Origin of the sequence: Tomitella cavernea (assembly GCF_016599145.1) — a bacterium.
Classification (GTDB): domain Bacteria; phylum Actinomycetota; class Actinomycetes; order Mycobacteriales; family Mycobacteriaceae; genus Tomitella; species Tomitella cavernae.
In genome coordinates, this window is sequence record NZ_JAENKO010000009.1 from 26,784 (window position 1) to 45,672 (window position 18,889).

The window sequence follows — 18,889 nt, forward strand, 5'->3', positions numbered from 1 at the left end:
TCAGCCGAGAACGCGGGCGAGGTAGTCGTTCCCGAACACGCGGTCGGGGTCGACCTCGTCCCGTACAGCGACGAAGTCGTCGAACCGCGGATAGGCGGGACGCAGGTCCGCCGCGGCCCGGCGGTGGAGCTTGCCCCAGTGGGGCCGGCCGTCGACCGACCGTGCGATGTCCTCCACCGCGCGGAAATACCGCCGCTGGTCCTGCTTCCAATACATGTGGACCGCGACATAGGCGGTGTCGCGTCCGTGTGCGGTGGAGAGCCACACGTCGTCCGCCGCGGCGAAGCGCACCTCGATGGGGAATCCGATCCGGTGTCCACCGTCGGTGAGGAGCCGGTCGATCCTCTCGAGCACGCCGGGCAGCTCCGCGACCGGGACCGCGTACTCCATCTCCCGGAAACGCACGCGCCGCGACGAGGCGAACACGCGGTGCGCGGCGTCGGTGAATTCACGCGCGGAGAGCAGGCGTGCCGCCAGCGCGTTGGCCCGCGGGATGATCGCGGGCACGCGGGTGGACACCGCGTTGATCCCGCCGAAGACGGTGTTGGACAACAGCTCGTCATCGATATAACCGCGGATCCGGCCGACGGGTCGCAGCGGCGTCGCTCCGGGCAGCCGGGTGTTGCGTTTGGTGAGGACGCGGTGCGTGTGCGGCCACCAGTAGAACTCGAAATGGTCGACTGATGTGCGGATGCGTTCGAGGTCGGACAGTACCGCGTCGAGCGGTTCGGGCCTTTCCTCCGCGTGCATCACATAGGCGTTGCGGCAGGCGATCGTCATCGTAGTGATGACGCCGAGCGCGCCGAGGCCCAGCCGGGCGGCCTCGAAGAGTGTGGGGTTCCGCTCCGCGGAGCACGTCACCACCTCGCCCGTGGCCGTGACGATCTCGAGCCCGACGACTTGTGTGGCCAGGCCGCCGAAGGCCGCGCCGGTGCCGTGGGTGCCGGTGGCGATGGCGCCGGCGAGCGTCTGCATGTCGATATCGCCGAGGTTGATCATCGACAGGCCCAGTGACCACAGCAACTCGTTGAGACGTTCCAGGCGGGTGCCGGCGTAGACGGTGACATGTGCACCCTCGGACGTGGGCACGACGGCGGCGATGCCGGTGAGACGGTCCAGGTGGATCTGCATCCCCGTGGTCACCGCGACCGGTGTGAACGAGTGCCCCGCGCCGACCGCCTTGACCGGGAGTCCGGTGGCGGCGGCCTGCTGTATCAGGCCCGCGACCTCCTCCGCGTCCGCGGGGTGCGCGACGGCCTGTGGTTCGGCGTGGGCGCAATCCGCCCAGTTCCTCCATGTAGTACCGGTCACATTCACAGTATGGACTGGACGGTGGTCCAAGGCAATTCGGGCCAGCGTGTCCGATCCTAGTGCGGCGGCCGGTGCCCGTAAGGTCCGCTGTGGTGAAAAGATCACAGGCAGTGGAATGTGATCCAGGAGAGAGGCTCGGGTCGCGACGAGCGACGCGGCAAGTGGATCCGGGGCACCGGCCCCGGTCTGGCAGTCAGGACGGTAGACAGGTGACAGGTCGAATGGCGAACACTCGGTTGCCCGCGGAAGAGCGCCGTGGGCAGTTGGTGCACGCGGCGCTGACTTTGGCGGAGGCGGAAGGGTTCGGGTCCGTCACGATCCGCCGCGTGGCCGACGAGGCCGGGGTGTCGCTCGGCGTAGTGCACTACTGCTTCGAAAGCAAAGAGGAGTTGATGTCCGCGGCCATCAGCAACATCGTCGCAATGCTCGGTGAGACGATGGCCGAGGCCTACGCTCCGGACGACGGCGCAGAGCAGGTGCCGCAGGGGCGCGAGGGTATGCACGAGTACCTGCGCCGCGGGGTACAGCGGATGTGGGGGCTGATCGAGTCCACCCCCAACGTCCAGCTGCTCACCTACGAGATCACCACCTACGCGCTGCGCCGGGGTGCGGGGCAGGAGGGGTCCGAGCGGGACGCCGCCGCACATGCGCTGGCCGCGCGCCAGTACATCGTCACGGATTCGGTGGCCGTCGAGTTCCTCGAAGAGGCCGCCCGCGCGTCCGGTATCGAGTGGGCCCGGCCGGTGGAGTATGTGGCACGCGTGGCGTTGACTTTCATCGACGGGCTTGTTCTGCGCTGGCTGGTCGACCGCGATACGGAGGCGGCGCAGACCCAGCTGGACGACTTCACGGCGTTCGTGGTGGAACTCGCCGTCGACGCGGGCTGACCGCGCGCGCCCTGCGGGTCTCCGCAGGCCGGTCCCGGCCCGGTCTGCGGAGGCCCGCAGTCACTTGGCGTACAGGGCCTCGATGTCGTCCGCATAGGTGGACGTGACGACATTGCGCTTGAGCTTGAGCGTGGGAGTGAGCTCGCCGCCTTCCACCGTGAAATCCGTGGTGAGCACGGAGAACTTCTTGACCTGTTCCGCCCGCGATACGGCCGCGTTGGCCGTCTGCACCGCGGAGTCGATCTCCGCGACCAGGTCCGGGTCTGTGGCCAGCGCGGCCATCGACGTGCCGGCGGGCTTCCCGTTGCGCTCGAGCCAACCCGGGACCGCCTCGGGGTCGAGGGTGATGAGCGCGGCGATGAACGGCTTCGCGTCGCCGACCACCATCGCCTGGCTGATGAGCGGATGCGCCCGCAGGCTGTCCTCGAGGCCGCTCGGGGCCACGTTCTTGCCGGCCGCGGTGACGATGATCTCCTTCTTGCGCCCCGTGATGAACAGGTAGCCGTCCTCGTCGAGCCTGCCCAGGTCGCCGGTGTGGAACCAGCCGTCGCGGATCGAGTCGGCGGTGGCGGTCGCATTGTTCCAGTAACCGCCGAAGACGACGTTGCCCTTGAGTAGCACCTCGCCGTCGTCGGCGATCTTGACGGCGCAGCCCTCCACCGGCCTGCCCACCGATCCGATACGTTGCGCCTGCGGCGTGTTGACGGTGACGGCCGCGGTGGTCTCGGTGAGCCCGTAACCCTCGTATATGGTGACGCCGACGCCGCGGTAGAAGTGGCCGAGCCGTGCACCGAGGGGGCCGCCGCCGGACACTGCGGCCTCGCACCTGCCGCCGAGCGCCGCCTTGAGCTTGCTGTAGACGAGTTTGTCGAAAAGCGTGTGTTTGAGGTTGAGGAGCAGGCCGGGGCCGCCGGTGTCGAGCGACCTGCTCCATTCGATCGCGGTGGCCTCGGCGGCCGCGAAGATCCGGCCCTTGCCCCCGTCTTCGGCCTTCTGCTTCGCGGTGTTGTACACCTTCTCGAAGACCCGGGGGACGGACAGGACGAAGGTGGGCTGGAACACGGCGAAGTGATCGACGAGATTCGCGATGTCGGCGGTGTGGCCCACGGTGATCTTGGACATGAACGCGCCGACCGAGATGGCGCGGGCGAAGATGTGCGCCAGCGGCAGGAACAGCAGCGTGCTCTTGCCCTCGGTCATCATGTCGCCCAGTGCGGCACTGGCCGCGACGCCCTCGGAGAGCAGGTTGAAGTGGGTGAGTTGCGCTCCCTTGGGGCGGCCGGTGGTTCCCGAGGTGTACACCAGGGTGGCCGCGTCGCCGGCGCGTACGGCCGTGCGTCGGGCCGTGACATCGTCGTCGCCGACCTGGGCGCCGCGTTCGACGAGCACGTCGATCGCGCCGCGATCGGCGTCGAGCAGCAGCAGTTCCCCGACGTTGTCGAGGCGGTCGACGACGTCCCGTGTGACGGCGGCATGCTCCTCCGACGCGACGATGAGCATCCGGCTGCCCGAATCCGAGAGGATCCACTCAGCCTGTTCCGCGGAGGAGGTCTCGTAGATCGCGACCGTGCACGCGCCGACCGTCCAGATGGCGAAGTCCAGCGCCACCCACTCGTACCGGGTGGGCGACATCAGGGCGACGCGGTCGCCATGCTTGATTCCGGAGGCGATGAGCCCCTTGGCCAACGCCGTCACCTCGTCGGCGAACTGCGTCGCGGTGACGTCCGTCCACGCGCCCGCGACGACCCGCCTGAACGGCACGAAGTGCGGGGCCTCCCGGGCGTATCGGTAGACGGTGGCAGAAAGCGAATCGTCGTCGGCGATCGTGTACGACGCCTGAACCGCCAGCTCTGTCATGGAACCCCCTTCTGTGGCCGGTAGGACGGTGACCGTCCTCACCTGGTCGCTGTGAGTCAAACCATAGCGGATGCGTTCCGTCGCGGCGAGGGCGGTTACCCGTCGGTAGAACTCGCGCCGTCGCGGTGCCGGTTCGTGCGGCGCCCCGGCAGTGCGATGATCGCGCAGTGCCATTCTTCGCGGGGGTCGAGGGCAAGGTGTTCTACCGCCGTTGGCGGGCAGCGGAGGCGTCCGGTGCGCCGCCCGCGGTGATACTGCTGCACGGGCTCGGCCAGCACAGCGGTGATTACGGCGGGTTCGCGCGGCTTCTCACCCGGCGCGGTATGGAGGTGTGGGGGCTGGACCACGTGGGCCACGGAATGACGGAGGGCGAGCCGGGGCGGATCGGGCCGATGGACGGGCTCGTCGAGAACGCGCGCCGCCTGACCGCCCTGGCCGGACAGGGCGGCGGTCCGGGCCCGGTGCTGGTCGGCCACTCGCTGGGCGCCGTCGTGGCCGCCGAACTCGCGATGCGGTCCCCGCGACCGTGCGCCGGACTGGTGCTGTCCGGCGTCCCGTTCGCGGCGCCGGACCGCGGACGGTCCCCGCGGCCGGGGGACGACGCACCCGAGGTGGTGGCACGGCGCGAGGAGATCGACGGTATGCGCCGGCGCTTCTTGCGCGATACCGGCACGCCGACTCTGGTACTGCATGGCGCCGATGACCGCATGGTGCCGGCGGAGGGGCTGGTCCGGGCCCTGCGCGGCCGTGGCGGCATCCGCGTGGTCGTGTACGACGGGGCGGGGCACGATCTTCCGCACGAGCACGTCCGCGTCGAAGTGGCGGACGCGATCGCAGGGTTCACCGCCGGTCTCAGTGATCCGCGGGGGTGATCCGGCCGGGGTCGTCAGGCGACGGTGAGCGGTGCGCTCATCGCGTAGGGGGCGGAGGCCGGCGACACACGGTTGAGCTCCCACCGCCAGACTGCGTGCTCGAGCTCCACCGCGGTCGTGCCGACGGCGTCGGCGGCCGCCGTGACGAGCGCGTCGACGGAGCGGGGGCCGGGGACGTCGGACGCATGCGCGATACCGAGCGCATCGGCGACGAACCACGTGGTCAGCGAGCCGGGCAACACGCCGGGTGCGCCCGCGAGCATCAGCAGGTACGCCCAGTTGATCTCGTCGGTGGCGCTGGAGGCGGAAAGCCAGGCGTCGCGTATCGCCCGATGGTGTTCCGTGTCGTGCGCGGCGGCCCGCAGGTCTTCCACGGTGTCGACGCCGAAGGCGTGCATTCTCTCGGCGGCGTCCTGGATCGCCATGGCGCGCACTGCGTTCGCGTCCCCGTAGGGCATCTTGTAGCGGCCGACCTTTCCGCTCCACACCAACGATCCACCCACCTGCTCGAACGTCCGCAGCAGATCCCTTGCGCCGTCGACCACGTCTTCGACGCCCTGGGCGTGCCGATACGCCCGATACCTGTCGACAGTGAGAACCGACTTGTCATACTGCGCGGCGGTGGACTGCACCGCGTCGATGATGCAGAGCGCCAAGCTGTCGTGGAAGCGATCGTGGCGCGTCCACGTGCGCGGTTCGCCGAGCCGTACCCGCACTGCTCTGACGAAGGCGTCCGCAGGGTCGTCGGATTCGGCGGTGCTCGTCACGGTCGCCCCTCACATGTCGGCTTCGATGCCCGCCGGCGCCGGGTCCGCACCGTGGTCCGGCGGCCCCGGGCGCGCCGACGCACCCTCTGCCTGACGCATCGCATGCCGTGACGCGGCTGTTACCTTTCCGCGCGCCGGGTCCGAGATGCGGACCGGGTCTGCGCGGGCGATCCCGGAGGGGGCGGCCGGGCGGCACCGGACACGCCGCTGAGGGGCGTGGAGACGCACGGGGCCGACCCCCGTGTCGCGACGGGGACGCGGCGCGGGGCCCGCTGCCCGAATGGTATAAAATGCTGGGCAAATGAATGATGATAACAGCGTCGGCCCTCGCGCGAGCGACCCTCTTCCCGCCGACGAGCCCACTCCCACTGAAGACACCTCGGTAGACGACACTGACGCCTCGGTAGACGACTCTTCCGAAGACGACACGTCCACCGACGACGAACGGCGCGAGGGTGCGCGTCCGGCGGGTGAACGGGCCCCGGGCGGTGGCGACGCCGCCGTGCCGTCGGCCGGGGGGGCCGCTCCGGTTGCGGCGTCCTCGGACGAGCTGTCCTTCGCCGATCTGGGCATCGCGCCCGAGGTTCTGCGGGCGCTCGGCGACGTGGGCTACGAGACGCCGTCGCCGATCCAGGCCGAGACCATCCCCTTGCTGCTGGCCGGCCGCGACGTTGTGGGGCTGGCACAGACCGGCACGGGCAAGACCGCCGCCTTCGCGGTGCCCGTGCTGAGCCGGATCGTCCCCGGCGGCAAGAAGCCGCAGGCGCTGGTGCTCGCCCCCACCCGCGAGCTCGCGCTGCAGGTGTCCGAGGCCTTCGGAAGCTACTCGGTCCATCAGCCGGGCGTGCACGTCCTGCCGATCTACGGCGGCCAGAGCTACGGAGTTCAGCTGTCCGGCCTGCGCCGCGGCGTCCAGGTGGTGGTCGGCACGCCCGGCCGCATCATCGACCACCTTGACAAGGGCACGTTGGACCTGAGCGAACTCGAGTTCCTCGTGCTCGACGAGGCCGACGAGATGCTCAAGATGGGCTTCCAGGAGGACGTCGAGCGTATCCTGGCCGACACCCCGGAGTCCAAGCAGGTCGCGTTGTTCTCTGCCACGATGCCGGCGGGGATCCGCAAATTGTCCAAGCGGTACCTCGACGATCCGGCCGAGGTCACCATCAAGGGCAAGACGGCGACAGCCCGCAACATCACCCAGCAGTGGGTGTCCGTGTCGAACCAGCGCAAGCTCGACGCGCTCACGCGCATCCTCGAGGTCGAGGATTTCGACGCGATGATCATCTTCGTGCGCACCAAGCAGGCGACCGAGGACCTCGCGGAGAAGCTGCGCGCACGGGGGCTCGCCGCCGCGGCCATCAACGGCGACATCGTCCAAGCGCAGCGTGAGCGCACCATCGGCCAACTCAAGGACGGCCGGATCGACATCCTCGTGGCGACGGACGTGGCGGCGCGAGGACTCGACGTCGACAGGATCTCGCATGTCGTCAACTACGACATCCCGCACGACACCGAGGCCTACGTGCACCGTATCGGTCGCACCGGTCGTGCCGGGCGTGCCGGGCAGGCGCTGCTGTTCGTCTCTCCACGCGAGACCCGTCTGCTCAAGGCGATCGAACGTGCCACACGCCAGCCGCTCCAGGAGATGAGCCTTCCGACGGTCGACGACGTCAACGCCCAGCGGGTGTCGAAGTTCGCCGATTCGATCACCGCGAGCCTCGAAGCGCCGATGGTGGAGCTGTTCCGCCAGTTGATCGAGGAGTACCAGCGCGAGCACGACGTGCCGATGGTCGACATCGCGGCGGCGTTGGCGACACAGTCCAGGGACGGGGAGTCGTTCCTGCTGGCGCCGGAGCCCGAGCGCCGTGACCACGGCAAGGGACGCAAGAACGACCGGGACCGCGGCGACCGGGACCGCGGCGGGCGTGATCGGTCGCGGGGCCGCAACGGCACGGAGTTCTCTACGTACAAGATCCAGGTGGGTCGTCGTCATGGCGTGCAGCCGGGTGCGATCGTCGGTGCGCTCGCCAACGAGGGCGGCCTGGGCCGCGCGGACTTCGGCCACATCAGCATCCGGGGCGAGTATTCGCTGGTGGAGCTGCCCGCGGGCCTGTCTCGTGAGACGTTCGCGGCCTTGCGTCACACGCGGGTCTGCGGTGAGCTGATCGACCTCAAGCCGGACAGCGGTCCGCCGTCCGGGCGTCCGGGGCCCAACGCCGGGAAGGGCCGCGGCAGCGGACACCGCAAGGGCGGCCGGGGGCCGCGTGACGGAGAGCATGGAGATAAGCGCTCGGGCGGCGCGCGACGGAAGTGGGACGGCCCGCGCGGATAGCGTTCCCACTCGTGGAACTCGTTTCAGTTTGAGCGGTGCCCGGCGATCCGACACGCCGCAGAGTTTCTGCGCAGCGCGTCAACCGGCGGGGGGGCCGCTGAATGGAACGTGTTCTTGTAGTGCTCTTCACAAGTGCTGCCCGACCGTTTATGTTCGAACCAGGACGGTGCGCCCTCCCGGGCGTCTCCGAGGTTCGACGAAAGGCCAGACGGGCATGAAGACCAAGGGTGCGATCCTCCGCGGACTCAACCAGCCGTGGAGCGTCGAGGAGATCGAGGTCGGCGAACCGCACGCCGGCGAGGTGATGGTGGAGCTGCACGCGTCCGGCATGTGCCACTCGGACCATCACATCGTCACCGGGGACACGCCGATGCCGGCGTTCCCGGTGATGGGCGGGCACGAGGGCGCCGGCAAGGTCGTCCAGGTGGGCGAGGGCGTCACGGACGTCAAGGTCGGGGACCACGTGGTCTTCTCGTTCATCCCCTCCTGCGGCAAGTGCGAGCCGTGCGTGACCGGCCATTCGAACCTGTGCGATCTGGGTATGTACCTGCTCACCGGCGAGTCGATCAGCGACGGCACCCGGCGCATCCAGACCGCGGCCGGCGAGGACGTCATCCCGATGTGCCTGCTGGGCACGTTCTCGCCGTACGCCACCGTCCACATGTCCTCGGTGGTGAAGATCGACGAAGAGATCCCGTTCGAGGTGGCCTGCCTCGTCGGTTGCGGAGTGACGACGGGCTGGGGCTCGGCGACGAACGTCGCGGAGGTCGAGCCGGGGGAAACCGTGATCGTGGTCGGGGCCGGCGGCGTCGGCATGAACTCGGTCCAGGGCGCGGCGGTCTCCGGCGCCAAGCGCGTGATCGTCATCGATCCGTCCGAGTTCCACCGCGAGGAGGCCAAGAAGTTCGGCGCCACCCACGCCTACCCGTCCATGGCCGAGGCGATCGCGCCGGTGATGGAGATGACCTGGGGCAAGATGGCCGACAAGACCATCATCACCGTGGGCAGGATCAACGGCGAGGACATCGACCCCGCGCTCACGCTGACGAAGAAGGGCGGCCGCGTGACGGTCGTCGGCATGGGCGGCATGGCCGACATGGACGTCAAGCTCAACCTGTTCCTGTTCACGATGCTGCAGAAGGAACTGCGCGGCGCGATCTTCGGCGGCGCGAACCCCAAGGCGGAGATCCCGGACCTGCTGTCGATGTACAAGGCGGGCAAGCTCAACCTGGACGATCTGGTGACCAAGACGTATTCGCTCGAGGAGATCAACCAGGGGTACGAGGACATGCTCGACGGGAAGAACATCCGGGGCGTCATCCTCTACACGGACGCGGACCGGTGACCTCCCCGGGCGGGGGCGAGGACCGCACGCGGATCTACGTGGACGGCCGGTGGACGGACTCCTCCTCGGCCGGCGTGATCGACGTAGTGGACCCGACCACCGAGCAGGTCATCGCGCAGGTGGCCGAGGGCACCGCGGAGGACGTCGATCTCGCCGTCGCCGCGGCGCGCAGAGCGTTCGACGGTTGGTCCGCGCTCCCGGGGTCGGAACGGTCGTCCTACCTGCAGAAGGTGGCGGACGGACTGTCCTCCCGCGCCGATGAGCTCGCCGAGCTCATCGCGCGGGACATGGGCATGCCGGTCCGGTTGGCGGCGCCGATCCAGATCGGCATGCCCACCGCCAACATGGCGGCCTTCGCGCAGTTGGCCGACACCTACGGCTTCGACACGGAGGAGATCGGCAACTCGCTGATCGTGCGCGAGCCCGTCGGGGTGGTCGGCGCGATCACCCCGTGGAACTACCCGCTGCACCAGGTGGTGCTCAAGGTGGGGGCGGCGCTGGCGGCGGGGTGCACCGTCGTGCTCAAGCCGACGGAAGTGGCGCCGCTGATCAGCTATGCGCTCGCCGAGATCATGGACGCCGCAGGCCTTCCGCCTGGTGTGTTCAACCTGGTAAGTGGCACCGGACCCGTGGTGGGGGAGGCGATCGCCCGGCATCCGGGCATCGACATGGTGTCGTTCACCGGATCCACCGGTGCGGGCAAGCGCGTGGCCGCGGTGGCGTCGGAGACGGTCAAGCGTGTCGCACTCGAACTCGGCGGCAAGTCGGCCAACGTCCTCCTCGAGGGTGCCGACCTCGCGAAGGCGGTTCCGGACGGCGTGTTCAAGTGCTATCTGAACTCCGGCCAGACCTGCACCGCGCTCACGCGGATGCTCGTGCCGCGGGAGCGCCTTGCGGAAGTGACGGAGCTGGCCGTGGGCGCGGCGCGGCAGTTCGCCCCCGGCTCCCCATTCGACGACGCGGCCCGGCTCGGACCGCTGGTGAACGCGCGTCAGCTCGAGCGGGTGCGCGGATACATCGACGCGGGTGTGGCCGAGGGCGCCGAGCTGGTGCTGGACGGCAGGGAGACGGGGCTCGAATCCGGGTACTTCGTGGGCCCCACCGTGTTCAGCGGAGTGACGCCCGACATGACGATCGCGCGGGAGGAGATCTTCGGTCCGGTGCTGTCGATCATGGCGTACGAGGACGAGGATGACGCGGTGCGCATCGCGAACGATTCCGAGTACGGGCTCGCCGGCGGCGTGTGGGGTGCCGACACCGATGCGGCCGTCGCCGTGGCCCGCCGGATCCGCACCGGTCAGGTCGAGGTGAACGGCGGGTCATTCAACACAGCGGCCCCGTTCGGCGGCTACAAGCAGTCGGGGATCGGCCGCGAGGGCGGCGTCTACGGTCTGGAGGAGTTCCTCGAGATCAAGTCGATCCAACGCTGATCGGCGTGCCGCGCCGACGCGGAGAGGCACATGATCGGGCGCGGCCCGTGGGGTGACCCACGGGCCGCGCCCTTTTCACATTCGTGCCCGGTGCCCGCGGACTCGTATGACTGTCCGTCAGCGGAGTTTCGGAGTTGACGTCAAGTTCAAGTTGTGATTGCCTTGAGACGTCGCACACATGACTGGGGCCGTCGGGGTCTGCGGCTTTCGAGAACCGTCGAAAGGACATTCATGCAGCTGGCATTGTCGGAGGAGGACCGCGCATTCCAGCAGGAGATGCGCGACTTCTTCACCACGAAGATCCCCGCGGAGCTGCGCCTCCGGCCCGATGCCGGCGGGGAGGCGAATCCTGAGCTCATGCGCCGCGCCCAGCGGACCCTCAACGAGGCCGGACTCGCGGTGCCCGGCTGGCCTGTGGAGTGGGGCGGGCGCGCTTGGACCGATGTGCGCAAGCACATCTGGCTCACCGAGATGCAGTTGGCATCGGTCCCGGAGCCGCTCGCGTTCAACTGCGTGATGGTGGGCCCGGTGATCGCCGAGTTCGGGTCAGAGGAGCAGAAGAAGCGGTTCCTTCCCGCCACCGCCAACCTCGATATCTGGTGGTGCCAAGGATTTTCGGAGCCGGAGGCGGGCTCGGACCTCGCCTCCCTCAAGACGCGGGCCGACCGTGACGGCGATTGCTACATCGTCAACGGGCAGAAGACCTGGACCACGCTCGGTCAGCATGCCGACTGGATCTTCTGCCTGGTGCGTACGGATCCGAACGCACCGAAGAAGCAGGCGGGCATCTCCTTCCTGCTGATCGACATGAAGACGCCGGGGATCACGGTCCGGCCGATCAAGCTGATCGACGGCGGCCACGAAGTCAACGAGATCTTCTTCGAAGACGTGCGCGTGCCCGCGGAGAACCTCGTGGGCGAAGAGAACGCGGGATGGAGCTACGCCAAGTTCCTGCTGGGCAACGAGCGCGTGAACGTCACCCGGCTCGGTGCCTCCAAGGTGCGCGTGGCGCTGGCGAAGGAGCATGCCGCCGCTCTCCGCGTGGGCGACGGCATGCTGCTGGACGAGCCGCAGTACGCCGCGCGCTTCGCACGGCTCGAGAACGAGCTTGTGGCATTGGAATTGACGCAGATGCGGGTGGCGGCGGACTCTGCGGACGGTCGGCCCAACCCCGCCTCGTCGCTGCTCAAGCTGCGCGGGTCCCAGCTGCAGCAGGCGGCGACGGAGCTGCTGATGGACGTGGCGGGGTTCGATGCGCTGCCGTTCCACACGACGGCGGACGTGCAGACCCCGCAGTGGGCGCAGGCGGCGACGCCGACGTACCTGAACTACCGCAAAGTGTCGATCTACAGCGGATCCAACGAAGTTCAGCGAACGATCATCGCCAAGTCGATTCTGGGATTGTGAGGAACCGCCGTGGATTTTTCCTACACCGATGAGCAGAAGATGCTGGCCTCAGCGGCATCGGACCTGTTCGAGAAGGCCTACGACCCCGAAACCCGCCGAGAGACCGTGGCCACCGACCTGGGGTGGAGCAAGGACGTGTGGGCGCAGTGCGCCGAGATGGGGCTGCTCGGGTTGCCTTTCGCCGAGGAGGACGGCGGCATGGGCGCAGGCCCCATCGAGGTGATGGCGGTGATGACGGAGGTGGGGCGCCGGCTGGTGCCGGAGCCGATCCTCGATGTGGTCGTAGTCGCGGGCGGTGTGATCGCCCGGCAGGGGACGGCGGAACAGCGTGCGGAGTTGTTGCCCGGGATCACCGACGGAGAACGGCTGGTGGTGCTGGCGCACCACGAGCCGGCTACCCGGTGGCCGGTGCGCACGGTGACGACCTCGGCTCGCCAGGACGGCGACCACTGGACGGTGACGGGCGTGAAGAACCCCGTTCCCCATGGGGACTGCGCCGACACGGCGATTGTGAGTGCGGTTTTGCCGGACGGTGGTACGGGGCTCTTCCTGGTGCAGGCCGATGCGCCGGGCGTCGAACGCACCGGCTACGCCACGCACGACGGCCTGCGCGCCGGCCAGTGGGATATGGACTCGGCGGCGGCGCGGCCGTTGGGCGAGCCCGCCGACTGCGGCGGCGTGATCCGGGACGCGGAGGTGCGTGCCCAAGCGGGCCAGGCGGCGGAGGCCGTGGGCGCGATGGACGAAGCGCTGCGCCTGACCACCGACTACCTGAGGACGCGGCGCCAATTCGGTGTGCCACTGGCGACGTTTCAGACGCTCACGCAGCGGGCCGCGGACATGTACGTGCTCGTGGAGCTGGCGCGCAGCATGAGCATGTACGCCTCGATGTCGCTGGCCGACGGCGATGCGGACCCCGTGATCGCCTCACGTGTGCAGCTGCAGATCTGTGAATCGGCGCGGACCGTCGGGCAGGAGGCGATCCAGTTGCACGGTGGAATCGGCGTCACCGACGAATATCCGGTGGGGCACTACGCCAGCCGGCTGCTCGCTATCGAACACACGCTAGGCGGCCGCGAGGAACACCTGCGCGTGCTGGTCGACGGCGTGCGGGACCACGAGGTGGTCGAGCTGTAGCGGCGGGGCCGGGAGATCTGCTGCGCCGGTCCGTCAGTGCACGATGAGGTCGCTGTGCGCCGATCAGGCGACGAGGTCGTTGTACTGGGGATGCGCTTCGATGAACCCGAGCACGAAGCTGCATGACGTGACGACGCGCTTGCCTTCCGACCTGGTCGTGTCGAGGGCGTGCTCGATCAGCGCGGATGCGAGTCCCTGCCCCTCGAAACGGCCCTTCGTGACGGTGTGGTCGAAGTTGCGGGTTTCGCCCACATCGACATAGTCGGCGTAGGCGCCGACCTCCTCGCCCACATAGATCTCGAAGCGCTCGAGGTCCGTGTTGTGCAATATTCTGTGTGCCACCGGAGCCTGCCCCTCTCGTTCGAGGTTCTGCATTGTCACGGCTGCTGCTCGCGGGTGCGCTGTCCTGTGGGACCGGCGCTGTCCTGGAAGACCGACGGAGCCGACAGGCCACTAGCGGTTGCCGCGCGACGACCGTCCCTCCAGGTTAGCGCGATCCGAAGCGCCGCGGGAGGGAACGGACGCCGCAGGAGATGTCGTGTATGCGGTGCGGGATCCCGGGTGCGGCGGTGCGGTCACATCCGTCCGTAGTGGTGCGTGAATCCGAGGACTTTGCCGGCGTAGACGGTCGACTGGTTGTAGCGCAGGATCGCGGTCATGATGTCGCCGGGGTTGCGCAGGTCGAGTCCGCCGTCGCACAGGTAGCGGCCGGTCGTCAGGGCCGAGTCGTAGAGGTTCTGCGGGTCGGCGACGCCGTCGCCGTTGCCGTCCGCGGCATATTGCGCCCATGTGGTGGGGATGAATTGCGTCGGCCCCACGGCCCGGTCGTAGGCGGCATCGCCGTCGAGACGGCCGCCGTCGGTGTCGGTGATCACCTGATTGCCGCCGAGGCTGCCGTCGAGGCGAGGCCCGTAGATGGGGTCGATGAGGGTTCCCTGCGCGTCCGTGGCGCCGTGGTCCGCATGCGTCGATTCGACGCGGCCGATGCCCGCGATGAGAGACCAGTCGATGCCGCACCGGGGCATCTCCTCGGCGAGGACCTCTGCGGCATGCGAGTATGCCGCGAAGTTGATGTCGGGCATCCCGCCCTGTACGACGTCGGTGGACAGGCCGGCCGGACGTGGCAGTCCGGGGGGAGCATGCAGGGTGAGCGAACCGGCGGACCCTACGGGCGCTGTGGATCCTGCGGCCGCTGCAGCGGCGTCGCCCGGAGTCGGCCGGGTGACGGCGGTGGCAGTAGCGGCGCCTGTGTCGGGCGCGTCGGCGGGGCCGGGGGCCGTGGGAGAGGTCGCGTGCAGCGGCCCTGCGGAAGCGGGGATCGCGGCCGTGGTGACCGACATCGCGAGTACCGCTGTGGGGATGAGCGCGCGGGCGGTACGCCGGAACTGGGCGTGGTCTCGGGTGCTGGGCACGTGGCTCCTGGTGCTATCGGTGGTGGGCCGGGCCCGCAGCACTTCACGGCGTCGGCGGTGTTAGGTGACGTCGGTCCGCTGTGCGGGGCGGCCCGGCCCCGGGCCGTCGGCGACAGTACCGTCAATTCGTGATCTTGTCGTTATCCAAGCGTTATCAAACGGGTAGCGTGTGGCATATGTGATGGATGATGCGGGAAATGAGCAAGCGGCCATCGTCCAGGTGGATGCAGCCGCTGCCATGGTCGGGCTGGTTGCGGGGGTGTGACCTGTGCGAATGTCGAGCTGTGCGGGCGCGCCCCCGTACTCCTTGCTCGTGGTGCTCGGGCATGCGGCGCTATCCTGGTGACTCCCGTCACCGGAACCCGGCCGACGGCCGGACAGGGACCGTCGGCACGCATGACTGCTCGACGCGGCGTTGGTGTTGTAGAGCCGGCCGTGCCGCGCCGACAGCGCCGCCCGTGCATCGCCGCCCGTGCAGTGCCGGCCGCGGGTTCCGCGACGGTGCGCGCTAGCGTCACAGCATGATCGACGGATCCACGGGCCGCTGCTCGGGTATGCCTGCGTCACCGGATCGGGAAACGTGGAACCGCGGGTCGCTGGTCGTGGCACCGCCGTGTGGAGCTGTACGTGGGCATTCCGACCGGCGGGCGGGCGAACCAGACGTGGGGCATGCGCGCGCCGACCGGATACGGGAGGTCTTCGCGTGGCGTGGAATTCCGTTCGCCGAGCCGCCGGTGGGGGCGCTGCGGTTCCGGGCGCCCGTCCCCGCCCGCAGGTGGAGCGGGGTGCGCGACTGCGCGGAGTTCGGGCCCGTCTGCCCGCAGGCCGAGGGCATGCCCATCGAAGCCGAGCTGGTCCGTGACGAGGACTGCCTCAACCTCAACGTCTGGGCTCCGCGTCCGGAGCAGACCCTGCGCCCCGTGCTCGTATGGGTCCACGGCGGCGCGTACTTCCTGGGCGCGGGTTCGCAAGGGGTCTACCAAGGGCACCGGCTGGCCGCGGAGGGCGACACGGTGGTGGTGACCTTCAACTACCGCCTCGGCGTCCTGGGGTTCGTGTCCCTGGATTCGGTGTCCGGCGGCGCAGGAACATTCGAATCCAATGTGGGTTTGCGCGACCAGCTGGCGGCTCTGGAGTGGGTGCGGGAGAACATCAGCGCATTTGGCGGCGACCCGAACAACGTGACGCTCTTCGGCGAGTCGTCGGGCGGGGGAGCGGTGACGACGTTGATGACGGTGCCGCACGCGGCGGGGTTGTTCCACCGCGCGATCGCGCAGAGTTCGCCGGCCACATCCGTGTACGGCATGCAGCGGGCGTCGTCGGTGGCCGGTCGGCTGTTGCGCCTGCTGGACGTTTCGGCCGAACGAGCGGAAACGCTGCGGACGATGCCCGTCGCCGAGCTCGCCGAGGCGAGCGGCCGACTGTCCGCGGAAGTGTCCGGATCGGATCCGGGCACCCTCGCCATGGCCCCCGTCGTGGACGGGGAACTGGTTCCGCGGTATCCGGTGGCGGCGTTTCAGAAGGGTCTGGCGCACCGCGTGCCGCTGATCATCGGGACCAACCGTGACGAAGCGTCGATATCCCGTCTGCTACGCGTGCAGATGATGCCGGTGACGCCGCAGTCGGTTTACCAGATGCTGGCGGGGGTGCTCGCCGCCAACCCGGACGTCGCACCCGAGCGGGTCGCGGCGATCATGTCCGGATACCGGGAACTGCCGCGGACGCGGGGCGCGGTGGCGGTGTCGCAGGACGCCGCCTTCCGGATGCCCGCCGTGTGGATCGCGGAGGCGCACAGCCGTCGCGCGCCGACGTGGCTGTACCGGTTCGACCACGCCTCGCCGATGCTGCGCGCGGCCCGCGTGGGCGCGGGCCACGCCACGGAGGTTCCGTACGTTTTCGGCACGTTCGGGGCGATGCGGCGCGACCCGACCTTCGCGTTGGGCGGCCGGCGCACGGCGGAACGGGTGGCGGACAGGATGCGCGCACGGTGGCTGACGTTCGCGCGCACGGGCAGACCCGACGGTGAGGACGGCGCCGAACCGTGGGCCGGCTACGACGAGCGCGGGCGCCGGACACTGGTGATCGATCGCCGGGACGAGGTGGTGGTGGATCCGGACAGGAGGGCGCGCTCGCTGTGGGGCTGCAGAGTGCTGGGGTTCCCCTGATGGCCCGGCCCGGTCAGCCGATGCGGCCGGCGAGTCGACCGGCGAGCCCGATGGCCCTGTCGGCGAGTCCGGTGACGCGGCCGATCAGGTGGTCGGCGCCGCCGAACAGCGCGCCCGGATCGCCTGCGGACTGCGAGACTCCGTCGAGGATCTGCTCGGGCCGAGCGCCTTCTGCCCCGGCGGCCTGCTGAGTGACGCCGGCGCCACCGCTGGATACTGAGGTGTGCTCGTGGGCGGACCATTGTCCGTAGTAGTTCTTGCGGATCGTGTTGAGGTCGATCCCGATTCCGTCTACTTTGTCGGTGTCGATGGCGCGCTGGTGCAGATGCGCGGCGTCGTGGATGCGTCCCGCGCTTCCCCAGTCGTGCTGCCAAAAGTACGCGCCCACGCCGGCGGCGAGCGCCCGGTCGATGGTGGGCGCATTGCAGTAGACGCCGGTGCGGGCGTGGCCGAGCACGCTCTCGCAGCCCTGGAGGAACGGCAGCACCTGGGCGTCGAACTGTGCGCGGGTGGGGTTCGAGTCGATGGACATGTACAGGGGGGCGCCGTCGGGGCCGCCGGCTGCGCGGTGCAGTTCGAGTCCCCGCGTCGCGTGGCGGACCCCCGCTTCGTGCCCGCCGAGCCAGTCGGAGGTGTCGCCCTTTCCGTACTGGTAGCACGAGACGACCTCCAGCCCCGCGTCCTGCAGCGCGTCGGCCTCGCTACGGGCCATGGGCTTGCCGGCCATCCAATCGGCCCGTGCGTCCGAGCAGTAGCGGATGGCGCCCGTGTAGCCGGCCGCCCGGATGGATCGGGCGGACGGGACGCCTGCGGAGTAGTCGATGAGGGTGCCCAGCCCTTCGGCCCGGGCGGCGGGAGCCGCAATGAACGCCAGGCCGGCGGCGGCGGTGGCTCCGGTGACGAGCGTGCGCAGCGCATCGCGACGAGACAGTTCCACGGTGACCTCCCACCGGACCCGGTCCGGGTATGCGTTGTTACGCGAGTGATGGTTGTTGTGTAGAAGTCAACTATTGATGCTCGCGTGTTGCAAGTGAAATCTGTGAAAAGTGGGAACGCGTGCGCGCTGTACTGGCGGGTCGGTCAGTCTCCGGTACCCGGAACCACGGGGGTGACGTCGAGTTGCGTCACGTTGGGGGAGGAAGTCGCACAGCCGGTGCTCGCGCGTGGGAGGACCACCGAACCGGTGTCTCCCGGCGGGTATACCCGTATGCCCGACACAGGGGTCGGTTCGCACTCCTCGGCCGGATAGTTCCGCACGTTGGCCGCGCGCACCTGGGACGAGGCGCTCTGTCCCGGCTTCAGCAGCACGGTCTGGCCCGGGCGCGGCGAGCGCACTGCGGCGGACCCCACCTGTGTCTCGCCGTCCGCCCCCACGTAGGAGACGCCCGGGAACCCGAACAACGTGCACGGCCCGGAGGAGGTGTTGGTGAATACCAGCGTGAGGATGATCGACCCCGCGGCGGCGCCCACTCGTCCGAAGCCCACGTCCAGCGCATCGGCGGGGCAGGCCGGAGCCGGTGCAGCGGAAGGCGGGCCGGCGGTCGGCGACGCGGGGGGCGACGACGCGGGTGGCAGCGCTGCGGACAGCGTGGTGACGGGCGTGGGGATGGCCTGCGGAGTCCGTTCCGCCCGGCTGGGCGGCGTCGCGCGCGCCTGAAGGGAGGGGATCGTCGTCTCCTGCGCGGAAGGATCGGTGATGGCGCTTTCGCAGCCGGTGAGCGTGACGGCCGACGCGAGGGCCAGCGCCCCTGCCGCGAGCGCCCGGATGTTCCTGCGGCGCCGCCGGTCCGGACGGTGCGGGCAGTGCCGGAGGCCGCGCCCGCGGGCAGCACGCGACCCCGCCCGCGAGGCCGCGCGCCTGGGGGCCGAGTGCCGCGCCGGTCTCCTCATGTCTCCCAGGCTACGCGGAGCAGGACCGGGCCAGGGGGACGACGCGGCTCAGGGCGGGACACGTGCCGCCCGTGCCG

At 69.5% G+C, this 18,889-nt stretch carries 15 protein-coding genes; 8 read left to right on the forward strand and 7 right to left on the reverse strand.

All coding sequences use genetic code 11. The annotated features are described in order from the left end of the window. Positions 1-1,311 carry a D-arabinono-1,4-lactone oxidase gene (locus JJ683_RS05430; protein WP_200171972.1) on the reverse strand — a complete coding sequence of 437 codons (1,311 nt, stop codon included), beginning with the start codon at positions 1,309-1,311 and terminating at the stop codon, positions 1-3. Positions 1,312-1,532: 221 nt separating this feature from the next. On the opposite strand from JJ683_RS05430, the gene JJ683_RS05435 reads away from it, so the two are divergent. Further along, on the forward strand, positions 1,533-2,198 hold the full coding sequence (locus tag JJ683_RS05435) for a TetR/AcrR family transcriptional regulator (RefSeq protein ID WP_200171974.1): 666 nt from the start codon (positions 1,533-1,535) through the stop codon (positions 2,196-2,198). A gap of 60 nt (positions 2,199-2,258) precedes the next feature. Here JJ683_RS05435 and JJ683_RS05440 read toward each other — a convergent pair whose 3' ends face one another. Next, the gene (locus JJ683_RS05440) at positions 2,259-4,055 is read right to left on the reverse strand and encodes an AMP-dependent synthetase/ligase (RefSeq protein WP_200171976.1); all 1,797 of its coding nucleotides are present in this window, start codon (positions 4,053-4,055) and stop codon (positions 2,259-2,261) included. A 167-nt stretch (positions 4,056-4,222) separates the two neighbouring features. Between JJ683_RS05440 and JJ683_RS05445 the strand changes: the two genes are divergently transcribed. After that, on the forward strand, positions 4,223-4,927 hold the full coding sequence (locus tag JJ683_RS05445; protein ID WP_200171978.1) for an alpha/beta hydrolase: 705 nt from the start codon (positions 4,223-4,225) through the stop codon (positions 4,925-4,927). 14 nt (positions 4,928-4,941) lie between these two features. On the opposite strand, the gene JJ683_RS05450 is transcribed toward JJ683_RS05445, so the two are convergent. After that, positions 4,942-5,694 (reverse strand): DUF8548 family protein, encoded by a 753-nt coding sequence (locus tag JJ683_RS05450; RefSeq protein ID WP_200171980.1) that lies wholly within the window; start codon positions 5,692-5,694, stop codon positions 4,942-4,944. A gap of 301 nt (positions 5,695-5,995) precedes the next feature. Here JJ683_RS05450 and JJ683_RS05455 point away from each other — a divergent pair, with 301 nt between their 5' ends. From JJ683_RS05455 to JJ683_RS05475, 5 genes are all read left to right on the forward strand, one after another. Then, positions 5,996-8,026 carry a DEAD/DEAH box helicase gene (locus JJ683_RS05455; protein WP_200171982.1) on the forward strand — a complete coding sequence of 677 codons (2,031 nt, stop codon included), beginning with the start codon at positions 5,996-5,998 and terminating at the stop codon, positions 8,024-8,026. 214 nt (positions 8,027-8,240) lie between these two features. Beyond that, the gene (locus JJ683_RS05460) at positions 8,241-9,371 is read left to right on the forward strand and encodes an NDMA-dependent alcohol dehydrogenase (RefSeq protein ID WP_200171984.1); all 1,131 of its coding nucleotides are present in this window, start codon (positions 8,241-8,243) and stop codon (positions 9,369-9,371) included. Beyond that, positions 9,368-10,801, forward strand: coding sequence for an aldehyde dehydrogenase family protein (locus tag JJ683_RS05465; RefSeq protein WP_200171986.1), 1,434 nt, complete (start codon positions 9,368-9,370; stop codon positions 10,799-10,801). Before JJ683_RS05460 ends, JJ683_RS05465 begins: the two co-directional genes overlap by 4 nt. A gap of 231 nt (positions 10,802-11,032) precedes the next feature. Further along, positions 11,033-12,208, forward strand: coding sequence for an acyl-CoA dehydrogenase family protein (locus JJ683_RS05470; RefSeq protein WP_200171988.1), 1,176 nt, complete (start codon positions 11,033-11,035; stop codon positions 12,206-12,208). Positions 12,209-12,217: 9 nt separating this feature from the next. Beyond that, the gene (locus tag JJ683_RS05475) at positions 12,218-13,345 is read left to right on the forward strand and encodes an acyl-CoA dehydrogenase family protein (RefSeq protein ID WP_200171989.1); all 1,128 of its coding nucleotides are present in this window, start codon (positions 12,218-12,220) and stop codon (positions 13,343-13,345) included. A 63-nt stretch (positions 13,346-13,408) separates the two neighbouring features. Here JJ683_RS05475 and JJ683_RS05480 read toward each other — a convergent pair whose 3' ends face one another. Both JJ683_RS05480 and JJ683_RS05485 read right to left on the reverse strand, forming a co-directional pair. Next, complete coding sequence (locus JJ683_RS05480) at positions 13,409-13,720, reverse strand: GNAT family N-acetyltransferase (protein WP_207279979.1); 312 nt, start codon at positions 13,718-13,720, stop codon at positions 13,409-13,411. A gap of 200 nt (positions 13,721-13,920) precedes the next feature. Continuing rightward, on the reverse strand, positions 13,921-14,685 hold the full coding sequence (locus JJ683_RS05485; protein WP_200172070.1) for a lytic transglycosylase domain-containing protein: 765 nt from the start codon (positions 14,683-14,685) through the stop codon (positions 13,921-13,923). A 626-nt stretch (positions 14,686-15,311) separates the two neighbouring features. Here JJ683_RS05485 and JJ683_RS05490 point away from each other — a divergent pair. Then, positions 15,312-16,922 (forward strand): carboxylesterase/lipase family protein, encoded by a 1,611-nt coding sequence (locus JJ683_RS05490; protein WP_200172072.1) that lies wholly within the window; start codon positions 15,312-15,314, stop codon positions 16,920-16,922. 13 nt (positions 16,923-16,935) lie between these two features. On the opposite strand, the gene JJ683_RS05495 is transcribed toward JJ683_RS05490, so the two are convergent. Both JJ683_RS05495 and JJ683_RS05500 read right to left on the reverse strand, forming a co-directional pair. Continuing rightward, on the reverse strand, positions 16,936-17,859 hold the full coding sequence (locus JJ683_RS05495; RefSeq protein WP_200171990.1) for a DUF1906 domain-containing protein: 924 nt from the start codon (positions 17,857-17,859) through the stop codon (positions 16,936-16,938). Between the two features lie 143 nt (positions 17,860-18,002). Further along, complete coding sequence (locus JJ683_RS05500) at positions 18,003-18,812, reverse strand: DUF4232 domain-containing protein (protein ID WP_200171991.1); 810 nt, start codon at positions 18,810-18,812, stop codon at positions 18,003-18,005. Between the last annotated feature and the right edge of the window lie 77 nt (positions 18,813-18,889).